Raw genomic sequence first — 13,226 nt, 5'->3', positions numbered from 1 at the left:
CCGACCTCTCCAAGGACGACATGACCCAGCACCTCGCCGACGCACTTCCCACCTCCACCGGCACCCTGCCCGGCTGGTGGAGAGACGCGGTGATCTACCAGGTCTATCCGCGCAGCTTCGCCGACTCCAACGGGGACGGCATGGGGGACCTCGAAGGCGTCCGCAGCCGCCTGCCCTACCTCAAGGAGCTGGGCGTCGACGCCGTCTGGCTCAGCCCCTTCTACGCCTCCCCGCAGGCCGACGCCGGCTACGACGTCGCCGACTACCGGGCCATCGACCCGATGTTCGGCACCCTGCACGACGCCGACGCCGTGATCCGCGAGGCCCACGAACTGGGCCTGCGCATCATCGTCGACCTGGTCCCGAACCACTGCTCCGACCAGCACGAATGGTTCAAGCAGGCGCTGCGCGAAGGATCCGGGTCCCGGCTGCGGGAGCGCTTCCACTTCCGCCCCGGCAAGGGCGAGAACGGCGAACTGCCGCCCAACGACTGGGAGTCGATCTTCGGCGGTCCCGCCTGGACCCGGGTCGCGGACGGAGAGTGGTACCTGCACCTCTTCGCACCCGAGCAGCCCGACTTCAACTGGGAGCACCCGGCCGTCCAGGACGAGTTCCGCTCGATCCTGCGCTTCTGGCTCGACCTCGGCGCCGACGGTTTCCGCGTCGACGTGGCCCACGGCCTGGTCAAGGCGCCCGGCCTGCCCGACCTCGGCGCCAAGGACCAGCTCAAGCTGCTCGGCAACGACGTCATGCCCTTCTTCGACCAGGACGGCGTCCACGAGATATACCGCTCCTGGCGCCGGATCCTCGACGAGTACGAGGGCGACCGCGTCCTGGTCGCCGAGGCCTGGACCCCGACCGTCGAGCGCACGGCCCGCTACGTCCGCCCCGACGAGATGCAGCAGGCGTTCAACTTCCAGTACCTGACCAGCGACTGGGAGGCGACCGCGCTCCGCGAGGTCATCGACGGCTCGCTGGCCGCGATGCGCCCCGTCGGCGCCCCCACCACCTGGGTGCTGTCGAACCACGACGTGACCCGGCACGCCACCCGCTTCGCCAACCCCGCCGGCCTCGGCACCCAGCTGCGCGAGCCGGGCGACCGCGAGCTCGGCCTGCGGCGGGCCCGCGCGGCGAGCCTGCTGATGCTGGCGCTGCCCGGTTCGGCGTACGTCTACCAGGGCGAGGAGCTCGGCCTGCCCGACGTCACCGACCTGCCGGACGAGGTCCGCCAGGACCCGTCGTTCTTCCGCGCGGCGGGACAGGACGGCTTCCGCGACGGCTGCCGGGTCCCCATCCCGTGGTCGGGTACGACGGCCCCGTACGGCTTCGGCACCGGCGGCAGCTGGCTCCCCCAGCCGGACTCCTGGGCGGGGCTGAGCGTGGAGGCGCAGACCGGCGACCCCTCCTCCACCCTGGAGCTGTACCGGACCGCCCTGCGGCTGCGCCGCGAGCGCCCGGACCTGGGCGCGGGCGAGTCGGTGGACTGGCAGGAGGCTCCCGCCGGCGTCCTGGTCTTCCGCCGCGGGGACTTCCTCTGCACCGCCAACACCACCGGCACGGCGGTACGGTTCCCCGTCGCCGGCGAGGCCCTGCTCTCCAGCGGCGAAGCGGTCGAGGACGGCGTCCTGCCGGCCGACACCACGGTGTGGTGGCAGGTGACGGCGGGGTGACCTCCCCCCTCCGGCTGACGGACATCGCCGCGCAGGCCCAGGTCAGCGAGGCGACCGTCAGCCGCGTGCTCAACGGCAAGGCGGGCGTCGCGGCCGGCACCCGGCACAAGGTGCTGGCCGCGCTCGACCTGCTCGGCTACGAGCGGCCCGTACGGCTCAAGCGGCGCAGCAACGGCCTGGTCGGGCTGCTGATCCCCGAGCTCACCAACCCGATCTTCCCGGCCTTCGCGCAGGTCATAGAGCAGGCGCTGGCCGGGCACGGGTACACGCCGGTGCTGTGCACGCAGACCCCGGGCGGGGCCACCGAGGACGAGCTGGTGGAACAGCTGGAGGAGCGCGGGGTCACGGGGATGGTCTTCCTGTCGGGCCTGCACGCGGACTCCCACGCGGACCCGTCCCGCTACCAGCGGCTCGCCGCGCGCGGGGTGCCCTTCGTGCTGATCAACGGCTTCAACGAGCAGATCAGCGCGCCCTTCGTCTCCCCGGACGACCGGGCTGCGGCCGACATGGCGGTGCGGCACCTGGAGGACCTGGGCCACCGCAGGATCGGCCTGGCGATCGGCCCGACGCGGTACGTGCCGTCGGCGCGCAAGGAGCAGGGGTTCCTCGCCGCCGTACCGGACGCGGACGCGGAAGGCCTGATCCAGCGCACCCTGTTCACGGTGGAGGGCGGCCACGCCGCGGGCATGGCCCTGCTGGACCGGGGCTGCACGGGCATCGTGTGCGGCAGCGACCCGATGGCGCTGGGCGTCATCCGCGCGGCGCGCGAGCGAGGGCTGCGGGTGCCGCAGGACGTGTCGGTGGTCGGCTTCGACGACTCCCCGCTGATCGCGTTCACGGACCCGCCGCTGACGACGGTCCGCCAGCCGGTGCGCGCGATGGCCACGGCCGCGGTGGGCGCCCTCCTGGAGGCCGTCTCGGGCACCCCGGTCCAGCGCACGGAGTACGTCTTCCAGCCGGAACTGGTGGTCCGGGGCTCCACGGCCCAGGCGCCGTAGGACCGGCAGCACGCCGCGGGCGGGCGCGGGCGACCCCCTGCCCGTGCCCGCCCGGCCGTGGAGGGCGTCCTACGCCGAGACCTTGCCCACGCCGCCCATGGGCTGGGTGTCGCGCTGGGAGATCTGCCAGAGCTGGGCCTCACGGTTGCTGACGTAGATCTGGCCGCCCGCTATGTCCAGTGCGAGGCCTTCGCAGCTCGCCAGGCCACTGGCCACCACCCGCTGCGAGCCGTCGGCCAGGGTGATCTCGTACAGGCGGCCGTTCACGTGGTCGAGGGTGAACGCCTTGCCGTCGCCGGTGAGTTCCACGCGGATGGTGCTCGCCGTGGGGAGGGTGGTCACCAGGCGCTTCGCGCCGTCGGCCAGGTTGACCTCGTACAGGTTGTAGCCGTGGTCCTTCTGGCCGACGTACGCCTTGCCCTTGCCGTCCAGCGCCACCGCGGAGGCGCCGACCGGCAGGCCGGTGGCGACCGCGGTCTTCTGCCCGTTCCGCAGGTCGACCGCCGTCAGCTTCCCCTCGCTGTGGCTGACGAGGTAGGCCTTGCCCGCCCCGTCCAGCGCGAGCCCGTACGCGCCCGGGACACTGGCGACCGTGCTGAAGGTGCCGGTGGACAGGTCCACCGCGAGCAGGCGCCCGGCGCCGTAGTCGGCGGCGTAGACCTTGCCCTTCCCGTCCAGCTTCACATCGCAGATGTCACCCAGGCCGCTCGCGACCACGCGCTGCGCGCCCGTGGCGATCTTCACCGCGGACAGCTTCTGGCCGCCCCGGTCGGCGACGTACGCCGTGTTCTGCGCCGGGTCCACCGCGAGGCCCTCGGAAATGCCCAGGCCCGTCGCGATGAGGGCGAAGCTCCGCCTGGTGGCCATGAGCTTCGACAGGTCTTCGAGCTTCGGCATGTCGTCCTCGCCGATGCTCACCTTCGGCGGTCCGGCCGCCTTCAGGGTCGACGAGGCCATGGCGGAGGTCGAACCGGGGTTCTCGGCGACCTGACGCTGATCGGCGGCCGCGTCATGGAATTTCTGGAAGAGGGGATTGAGCAAACCCATGACGTCGAACGCCCCGTGCGCCGTCTGACGCACGAGCCACGGGTCGCGCTCGCTCTCCAATTTGCGGACGGCTTCCGAGACGTCGCCGGCGCCGGGGGTGTCCTTGCCCAGTGCCTCACCGGACTGTTTGGCGGAGTCGGCTCCGCTGCCGCCGCCGTCGAAGATGTTTCCGAATGACACGAGAGTTCCTCCTGATGTGGCTGTTCTGGCCTGCCCGGTGGGTGGTCGCCTTTTCAGAGAGGCTGTTTCTGGCTCTCGTAGTCGAGTGTTTCGGGCTGGAAGACCCGGTGTTCCCCGGTGCGGACGGCCACGATTTCGGCCGACCCCTTCTGCAGGAACCTCTTGCCTTCGTCGGCCAGATCGAAGTTGCCGCCGTCCTCGACGGAGTCGCCGAGTTTCCATGCGACGACCCGGGAGTACTTCGGCTCCTTGGCCTGCGGGGGAGTTCCCCTGACCTCCACCGGCTTCGGGTAGTACAAGGCGACCCAACCGCCGAAGGTGACCGGGAATTCGTAGTCGAACTGCCGCACCTGGCGGCGGGTCGTGGCCATGACGTCCGCCCGGCTCATCACTTCCAGGCTGACCGACGACTGGTGTTTCCACTCGGTGGTCAGCGAACCGCTGACGGAGGCGGTGACGCCGAGCAGCAGGTCCGCCCACAGCTCACCGGTGCCCGTGGCGGTGGTCGTGGCCGTCGTCGTGCTCGTCGCGTCCGTCTGGGACTCCTGGTCGACGCCCTGGTTGTCCTTGCTGTTCTTCAGGGTGGTCTTCTGGTATTGATGCATCGCCATGCTCTTCTGCATCTCCTGCTGCAGCGAGGTGATGGACTTCGCCCCGAAGGTGAGCTTCACCTCGCCCTGGAGCGACCAGCTGACGGTGTTCGATACGGAGAACTCGACCGTGTCCGTCACGGTTATTTTGACGGGGTCGGTTCCGTTGATGTAGGTCTGCTTGGAGATCATGTCGGGCGGGGGCTGCGTGATGTCGCTCCGCTCCTCGACGACCGGTACGCCCATGTTCATGAACGCGCGCCACCCGCGCTCCTGCGCCGTCTTCTCGTCCTCGGGAAACTCGCCGTAGCGCTTCTTGTTCAACGAGAACCCGATGGGGCTGATCGGCTCGCCGCCTCCCTCGGGGGTCCTCTTCAGCGCGCCCCGCCGCTTGTTCCGCTCCAGGATGGCTTCGGCCTTGGCCGGGATTTCGAGCTCGTCCTGGTTCCGCGAGGTGAGCGGGTGGCGCATGAACACGTCGTTGATATAGGCCTTGCCCACATCACTCTTCGCGCTTTTCTCCGACATGTACCTGAGGTCTCCCTGAGTCGCGGAAATGAATGATCTTTCCGGTGCATGGTGAAACTACGCGGCCGCCGCAAGATGATCATCGAGCGAAAATGGTCATGGGGTGAATTCCGGACAACCCCCGTTCCGCCTGCGGGAATCAACCTCCGGGCGAAGGCCGGAGCGGCCCGACCCCGGGCGGCGCGGGGCGCCCGGAGTGGCCGGATCCGTGGTCCCGGACCGCGTACGGGACCGGGCGCGGTCGGGAAGTGGCGGGGATGTGCCGCTGCCGGCAAGACGCCGCTCACGGCGGTGTGTTGGTGCGGGCCGGGTAGCCCGCATCTACCCGCCCCACCTGTCCGGCAGGACACGCCTCGGAAACAATTCTGCAATCTCTTGCGCAAACTCTTGCAGCGCTCCTACCTGGCCCCTACGGTCGCCCCCATCCCCACCTCTCCCGCCAGGAGGCCCCCCGCATGCCTGCCAGAGCCGTCAGAGCTGCAACCCTTTTCGCCACCACCGCACTTGCCGCCGCCACCCTCACGGCCGTCGGGTCGCAGGCGACCGCCGCCGCGCCCGGAGACAAGGACGTCACCGCAGTCCTCTTCGAGTGGAAGTTCGCCTCCGTGGCCGCCGCCTGCACCAACGCGCTCGGGCCCGCCGGATACGGCTACGTGCAGGTCTCGCCCCCGCAGGAGCACATCCAGGGGTCCCAGTGGTGGACCTCGTACCAGCCCGTGAGCTACAAGATCGCCGGACGGCTCGGCGACCGCACCGCCTTCAAGGCCATGGTCGACACCTGCCACGCCGCCGGGGTGAAGGTCGTCGCCGACTCCGTCATCAACCACATGGCCGCCGGGGACGGGACCGGGACCGGCGGGAGTTCGTACACGAAGTACAACTACCCGGGTCTGTACTCCGGTTCCGACATGGACGACTGCCGGGCCACCATCTCGAACTACCAGGACCGCGCCAACGTCCAGAACTGCGAGCTCGTGCAGCTCGCCGACCTGGACACCGGCGAGGACTACGTGCGGGGCCGGATCGCCGGGTACCTCAACGACCTGCTCTCCCTCGGCGTCGACGGCTTCCGGATCGACGCCGCCAAGCACATGCCCGCCGCCGACCTCGCCAACATCAAGTCCCGGCTGACGAACCCCGGCGTCTACTGGAAGCAGGAGGCGATACACGGCGCGGGCGAGGCCGTCTCGCCGAGCGAGTACCTCGGCAACGGGGACGTCCAGGAGTTCCGGTACGCCCGGGACCTCAAGCGCGTCTTCCAGAACGAGAACCTCGCCTACCTGAAGAACTTCGGCGAGGCCTGGGGGCACATGCCCAGCGGCCAGGCCGGGGTCTTCGTCGACAACCACGACACCGAGCGCGTCGGCGACACCCTCAGCTACAAGGACGGCTCCGCCTACACCCTCGCCAACGTCTTCATGCTGGCCTGGCCCTACGGCTCCCCCGACGTGCACTCCGGCTACGAGTGGACCGACAAGGACGCCGGCCCGCCGAACGGCGGCGCGGTGAGCGCCTGTTACGCCGACGGCTGGAAGTGCCAGCACGCCTGGCGGGAGATCTCCTCCATGGTCGGCTTCCGCAACGCGGCCCGCGGCCAGGCCGTCACCAACTGGTGGGACAACGGCGGCGACCAGATCGCCTTCGGACGCGGCTCCAAGGCGTACGTCGCCCTCAACCACGAGGGCTCCGCCCTCACCCGCACCTTCCAGACCTCCCTTCCCGCCGGCGACTACTGCGACGTCCAGAGCGGGCGCACGGTCACCGTGGGCGCGGGCGGTCAGTTCACCGCCACCCTCGGCGCCGGTACCGCACTCGCCCTGCACGTCAACGCCCGGACCTGCGCCGGCACCCCGGCCGGACCCGCCGGGGCCTCCTTCGCCGTCAACGCCACCACCGTCCCCGGCCAGAACGTCTACGTCACCGGAGACCGGGCCGAGCTCGGCGCCTGGAACACCGCCGCCGCCCTCAAGCTCGACCCGGCCGCCTACCCCGTCTGGAAGCTCGACGTCACCCTTCCGGCCGGCACGTCCTTCGCGTACAAGTACGTCCGCAAGGACGCCGCCGGCAACGTCACCTGGGAGAGCGGCGCGAACCGCACCGCCACCGTCCCCGCGAGCGGCAAGGTCACGCTGACCGACACCTGGCGCGCCTGAGTCGCCGCTCCACCGACCAGGGCCGCCCGGCACCCATCTCCCCGCCACCGCCGGGCGGCCCTCATCCGTGCGACACGTACACAAGGAGACCCGCCTTGATACGCCCTGCCGCAGGAGTGCTCGCCGCCGCCCTGGCCGTGACGCTCCTGCCCGCCCTCCCCGCCGCGGCCGCGGCCGCCGCGAAGCCGCCCGCCCCGCCCTCGGACGCGAAGCTGGCCGCCGAGCCGGCCCGGCACGACCTGACCCGGGAGCAGTTCTACTTCGTGCTCCCGGACCGGTTCGCGAACGGCGACCCGCGCAACGACCGGGGCGGCCTGACCGGCTCCCGCCTGGAGACCGGCCTGGACCCGACCGACAAGGGCTTCTACCAGGGCGGCGACCTCAAGGGGCTCACCGACCGGCTGGACTACATCAAGGGGCTCGGCACCACCGCCATCTGGATGGCGCCGATCTTCAAGAACCAGCCGGTGCAGGGCAAGGGCGACGACGTCTCGGCCGGCTACCACGGCTACTGGATCACCGACTTCACCCAGGTCGACCCGCACTTCGGCACCAACGCCGACCTGGAGCGGCTGATCGACACGGCGCACGGGAAGGGGATGAAGGTCTTCTTCGACGTCATCACCAACCACACCGCCGACGTCGTCGACTACCGCGAGGCCTCCTACTCGTACCTGTCGAAGGGCGCGTTCCCGTACCTGACGAAGGACGGCGTGCCCTTCGACGACGCCGACTACGGGGACGGGAAGGGGAAGTTCCCGAAGGTCGACGGGGAGTCCTTCCCGAGGACCCCCTTCGTGCCGGACGCGAAGAAGAACCTCAAGGTCCCGGCCTGGCTGAACGACCCGACGATGTACCACAACCGGGGCGACTCCACCTTCGCCGGCGAATCCTCCGACCAGGGCGACTTCTTCGGCCTCGACGACCTGTGGACCGAGCGTCCCGAGGTCGTCGAGGGCATGGAGAAGATCTACGAGAAGTGGGTCAAGGACTTCCGGATCGACGGCTTCCGGATCGACACCGTCAAGCACGTCAACACCGGTTTCTGGACCCAGTGGGCGACCGCCCTCGACGCGTACGCGGCGAAGCGCGGCCGGGACGACTTCTTCATGTTCGGCGAGGTCTACTCCGCCGACACCGCCGTCACCTCCCCGTACGTGACCCGCGGGCGCCTCGACGCCACCCTCGACTTCCCGCTCCAGGACGCGATCCGCGCGTACGCCTCCCAGGGCGCGGGAGCCGGCCGGCTGGCCTCCGTCCTGGCCGACGACTACCGGTACACCAGCGACAAGGCCAACGCCTACGAGCAGGTGACCTTCCTCGGCAACCACGACATGGGCCGCTTCGGCACCTTCCTGAAGCAGGACCGGCCGGGCGCGGGGGAGCAGGAGTTGCTGGGCCGCTACCGGCTGGCCAACGAGCTGATGTTCCTCTCCCGGGGCAATCCGGTGATCTACTCCGGTGACGAGCAGGGCTTCACCGGCGCGGGCGGCGACAAGGACGCCCGCCAGCCGCTCTTCGCCTCGCAGGTCGCCGACTACCTGGACGACGACCAACTCGGAACGGTGCGCACGCACGCGAGCGACGCTTACGATCCGGGACACCCGCTCTACCAGCAGATCAGTGCTCTCGCGAAGCTGACCAAGGCCCACCCTGCCCTGCGCGACGGCATCCAGAGCGAGCGCCTCGCCGACGGCTCCGTCTACGCCTTCGCGCGCACCGACGCCCGCAGCCGCACCGAGTACCTGGTCGCCGCCAACAACGGAGCCGACTCCCGCACCGTCGAGATCGACGCCCCAGCCGGCGCCCAGTACCGCACCCTCTACGGCGGCACCGCCCTGCTCCGCGCCTCCGCGGCGGGCAAGCTCACCGTCCCCGTCCCGGCCCTCGGCTCCGTGGTCCTCCAGGCCCTCGCGCCCGCCGCCCAGCCCACCGCCAAGCCCGCCCTCACCCTCAAGGCCCCGGCCCCCGGCGCCACCGGCACCGTCGAACTCTCCGCCGACGTCACCGGCGGCGGCCTGAACCGGGTCGTCTTCGCCGCGCAGAGCGGCAACGACAAGTGGCAGGTGCTCGGTTCCGCCGACCACGCCCCCTACAAGGTCACCCAGCACGTCGACGCCAAGACCCCGGCCGGCACCGCCCTGCGCTACAAGGCCGTCGTGGTCGACTCCGCCGGCCGCACCGCGAGCGCCCTCGCCGAGTCCGTCGCCGGCCAGGCCCCGCCCACCGAGGTCCCCAGCGCCACCCAGCGCGACTACGCCGTCGTCCACTACAACCGCCCCGACGGCGACTACACGAACTGGCGGCTCTACGCCTGGGGCGACCTCGCCGAGGGCGAAGCCACTCCCTGGCCCGAGGGCCACGGCTTCACCGGCCGCGACGCCTACGGCGCCTTCGCCTACGTCAGGCTCAAGCCCGGCGCCTCCTCCGTCGGCTACCTCGTCATCGACAAGGACGGCAACAAGGACGTCGCCGCGGACCGCACCATCGACGTGACGAAGACCGGCGAGATCTGGCTGGAGCAGGGCAAGGAGCCCGCCCGCACCGACCGCCCGGCCTACCCGCCGCAGGACCAGGCCAAGGCCGTCCTGCACTATCAGCGCCCCGACGGCGCCTACGACGGCTGGGGCCTGCACGTCTGGACCGGCGCCGCGACCCCCACCGACTGGTCCAAGCCGCTGCTCCCCGTCCGCACCGACTCCTACGGCGCGGTCTACGAGGTCCCGCTCGCGGCCGGCGCCACCAGCCTCAGCTACATCCTCCACAAGGGCGACGAGAAGGACCTCCCCTCCGACCAGTCCCTGGACCTGAAGGCCACCGGCCACGAGGTCTGGATGCTGGGCGGCAAGGAGAAGTACCTCCTGCCCCAGCCCGCCGGCTCCTCCGCCGCCCTGGACCTCACCAAGGCCCAGGCGGTCTGGATCGACCGCGACACCCTCGCCTGGAACGCCCCCGCGACCGCCGCCTCCGTACAGCTCCTCGCCTCCCGCGAAGGCGCCGTCAAGGCCGAGAACGGCACCCTGACCGGCCGCGCCCAGTGGCTGCGCCTGGGCGCCCGGACCGAACTCACCGCCGCCCAGAAGCAGAAGTTCCCGCACCTGGCCGCGTACGGCGCGTACACCGTCGACCCGCGCGACCGCGACCGGGTCCGCGAGGCCCTGCGCGGCCAGCTCGTCGCGAGCGCCCGCGCCGCCAACGGGGCCGTCCTCGCCGCCACCGGCGTCCAGCTCGCCGGAGTCCTCGACGACCTGTACGCGACGACCGCGACCCTCGGCCCGGCCTTCAAGGACGGCCGCCCCACCCTCTCCGTCTGGGCGCCGACCGCCCAGCAGGTCGCCCTCGAACTCGACGGCCGCACGGTCGCCATGCACCGCGACGACGCCACCGGCGTCTGGTCGGTGCGCGGCGAGCGCTCCTGGACCGGGAAGCCGTACCGCTACGCCGTCACCGTCTGGGCCCCGACCACCGGGCAGATCGTCCGGAACCTGGTCACCGACCCGTACTCCACCGCCCTGACCGCGGACTCCACCCACAGCCTGGCCGTGGACCTGGCCGACCCGAAGCTCGCCCCGCCCGGCTGGAAGGAACTGCGCAAGCCCGCGGCCGTCCCCTTCACCTCCGCGCAGATCCAGGAGCTCCACATCCGCGACTTCTCCGTCGCGGACCGCACCAGCACCCACCCCGGCCAGTACCTGGCCTTCACCGACACCTCCTCGGCGGGCATGCGGCACCTGCGCGACCTGGCCGCCGCCGGAACCTCGTACGTCCACCTCCTCCCGGCCTTCGACATCGGCACCATCCCGGAGAAGCCCGCCGACCGCACCCAGCCCGCCTGCGACCTCACCGTGTACGCGCCGGACTCGCAGGAGCAGCAGGCCTGCGTGGCCGCCGCGGCCGCGAAGGACGCGTACAACTGGGGCTACGACCCGCTGCACTACACCGTCCCCGAGGGCAGCTACGCGAGCGACCCGAACGGCACGGCCCGTACGGTCGAGTTCCGCAGGATGGTCCAGTCCCTCAACGGGTCCGGGCTGCGCACGGTGATGGACGTGGTCTACAACCACACCGTCGCCGCCGGCCAGTCGGACAAGTCGGTCCTCGACCGCATCGTCCCCGGCTACTACCAGCGGCTGCTGGCCGACGGCTCCGTCGCCACCTCCACCTGCTGCGCGAACACCGCCCCCGAGAACGCCATGATGGGCCGGCTCGTCGTGGACTCGATCGTCACCTGGGCGAAGGAGTACAAGGTCGACGGCTTCCGCTTCGACCTGATGGGCCACCACCCGAAGGCCAACATCCTGGCCGTCCGCAAGGCCCTCGACGGCCTGACGCCCGCCAAGGACGGGGTCGACGGCAAGAAGATCGTGCTCTACGGGGAGGGCTGGAACTTCGGCGAGATCGCCGACGACGCCCGCTTCCTGCAGGCCACGCAGAAGAACATGGCCGGGACCGGCATCGCCACCTTCTCCGACCGGGCGCGCGACGCGGTCCGCGGCGGCGGCCCCTTCGACGAGGACCCGCGCGTCCAGGGCTTCGCCTCGGGCCTGTTCACCAGCCCCAACTCCTCGCCCGCCAACGGCACCCCGGCCGAGCAGAAGGCCAGCCTGCTGCACGCCCAGGACCTGATCAAGGTGGGCCTGTCGGGCAACCTCGCCTCGTACGCCTTCACCGACACCACCGGCCGCCGCACCAAGGGCTCCGAAGTGGACTACAACGGAGCGCCGGCCGGCTACGCGGCCGCCCCCGGCGACGCCCTCGCCTACGCCGACGCCCACGACAACGAGACCCTCGCCGACGCCCTGACCTACAAGCTCCCGCCGGCCACGAGCAACGCCGACAAGGCCCGCATGCAGGTCCTGGCCATGGCGACGGCCACCCTGTCGCAGGGCCCGTCCCTCTCACAGGCGGGCACGGACCTGCTGCGCTCCAAGTCCCTGGACCGCAACTCCTACGACAGCGGCGACTGGTTCAATGCCATCCAGTGGGACTGCCGCAGCGGCAACGGCTTCGGCCGGGGCCTGCCCCCGGCCGCCGACAACGCCCCGAAGTGGCCCTACGCGAAGCCGCTCCTGACGGGCCCGGCCCCCACCTGCGCGGACATCACGGCCACTGCGGCGGCCCACCGCGACCTGCTGAAGATCCGCACCACCGCGCCGGAGTTCGCCCTGACCACGGCGGAGGCGGTCCAGTCCCGGCTGGCCTTCCCCCTCTCGGGCAAGGACGAGACCCCGGGCGTGATCACCATGACCCTGGGCGACCTGGTGGTGGTCTTCAACGCCACCCCCACCGCCCAGCCCCAGCGCGTCCCCGCCCTCGCCGGCACCGCCTACCGGCTGCACCCGGTCCAGGCCGCAGGCTCCGACCCCACGGTCAAGCGGTCCGCGTACGACACGACGACAGGAGAGTTCACCGTCCCCGCCCGCACCGTCTCGGTCTTCACACGAGGCTGAGCTCGTCCAGTCGCTTCTCCAGCAGGATCACCCCGTAGGTCCTGCCGTCCTTCCCCGCCTTGTTGGGGAGCTCCCCGACCACCCGGTAGCCCGCGCCCCGGTAGTACGCGAGCAGCCGGGGGTTGGTGGAGACGCAGTCCAGCCGTGCCCGCTCCCGTCCGGTCCTGGCGATCCGCCGCTCGGCATGTTCGAGCAGGCGGCGCCCGGCGCCGGCGGGGGCGGCCTCGCGTTCGACCATCAGCCGGTGGACGTAGCCGGCCACCGGGGGCTGGACGCCCCAGGCGTCCTCGTCGGACCACCACAGCTCGTAGGCCCCGACCACCCGTCCGTCGCAGTCGCCGCCGAGCCACACCTCGCCGTCGCCCATCCGCGCGCGGAAGTGGGCGGCGTCCTTGTCGCCGGGCTTCCACTGGTCGATCCCGTGCTTCTGCATCCAGCGGGCGGCCTGGTCGTACAGCCGCACCAGCGTTCCGGCGTCCTTCTCCGCGGCCCGCCGGAACAAGATCCCGTCGTCAATGATCACGCGGGCATTATCGGTGATCGGGCGTCACCGGTGATCAAGGGCCGCCGATGGGCGCGGGCCGCCGATGGTCAAGGGCTGCCGATGGGC

Annotated in this window: 7 protein-coding genes; 4 read left to right on the top strand and 3 right to left on the bottom strand. The window is 71.1% G+C overall.

Going from position 1 to position 13,226, the window contains the following annotated elements; translation table 11 throughout:
• The first annotated feature begins 20 nt into the window (after window positions 1-20).
• The gene (locus AB0D29_RS28815) at window positions 21-1,670 is read left to right on the top strand and encodes a glycoside hydrolase family 13 protein (RefSeq protein WP_362858223.1); all 1,650 of its coding nucleotides are present in this window, start codon (window positions 21-23) and stop codon (window positions 1,668-1,670) included.
• Complete coding sequence (locus AB0D29_RS28810; RefSeq protein ID WP_362858221.1) at window positions 1,667-2,668, top strand: LacI family DNA-binding transcriptional regulator; 1,002 nt, start codon at window positions 1,667-1,669, stop codon at window positions 2,666-2,668. Before AB0D29_RS28815 ends, AB0D29_RS28810 begins: the two co-directional genes overlap by 4 nt.
• Window positions 2,669-2,737: 69 nt before the next feature.
• On the opposite strand, the gene AB0D29_RS28805 is transcribed toward AB0D29_RS28810, so the two are convergent.
• A complete protein-coding gene (locus AB0D29_RS28805) occupies window positions 2,738-3,895 on the bottom strand; it encodes a hypothetical protein (protein WP_362858220.1) in 1,158 nt (385 codons plus the stop codon).
• A 53-nt stretch (window positions 3,896-3,948) separates the two neighbouring features.
• Window positions 3,949-5,013 (bottom strand): gluconolaconase, encoded by a 1,065-nt coding sequence (locus tag AB0D29_RS28800; RefSeq protein WP_362858218.1) that lies wholly within the window; start codon window positions 5,011-5,013, stop codon window positions 3,949-3,951.
• Between the two features lie 455 nt (window positions 5,014-5,468).
• Between AB0D29_RS28800 and AB0D29_RS28795 the strand changes: the two genes are divergently transcribed.
• Window positions 5,469-7,166, top strand: coding sequence for a carbohydrate-binding module family 20 domain-containing protein (locus AB0D29_RS28795; protein WP_362858217.1), 1,698 nt, complete (start codon window positions 5,469-5,471; stop codon window positions 7,164-7,166).
• 95 nt (window positions 7,167-7,261) lie between these two features.
• Window positions 7,262-12,616, top strand: a complete 5,355-nt coding sequence (gene pulA, locus AB0D29_RS28790; RefSeq protein ID WP_362858216.1) for a pullulanase-type alpha-1,6-glucosidase — start codon at window positions 7,262-7,264, stop codon at window positions 12,614-12,616.
• Here pulA and AB0D29_RS28785 read toward each other — a convergent pair.
• A complete protein-coding gene (locus AB0D29_RS28785; protein WP_362858215.1) occupies window positions 12,603-13,139 on the bottom strand; it encodes a GNAT family N-acetyltransferase in 537 nt (178 codons plus the stop codon). The two genes, pulA and AB0D29_RS28785, sit on opposite strands and share 14 nt — an antisense overlap.
• Between the last annotated feature and the right edge of the window lie 87 nt (window positions 13,140-13,226).

It is taken from the genome of Streptomyces sp. NPDC048424 (assembly GCF_040651555.1).
In the GTDB taxonomy this organism is placed as follows: domain Bacteria; phylum Actinomycetota; class Actinomycetes; order Streptomycetales; family Streptomycetaceae; genus Streptomyces.
This window is presented reverse-complemented; position numbering and strand designations above follow the sequence as displayed.

Excerpts from the sequence above, each read along its gene's own strand:
- AB0D29_RS28800 (WP_362858218.1), bottom strand. The coding sequence starts at position 5,013 with ATGTCGGAGAAAAGCGCGAAGAGTGATGTGGGCAAGGCCTATATCAAC.
- AB0D29_RS28815 (WP_362858223.1), top strand. The coding sequence starts at position 21 with ATGACCCAGCACCTCGCCGACGCACTTCCCACCTCCACCGGCACCCTG.
- AB0D29_RS28795 (WP_362858217.1), top strand. The coding sequence starts at position 5,469 with ATGCCTGCCAGAGCCGTCAGAGCTGCAACCCTTTTCGCCACCACCGCA.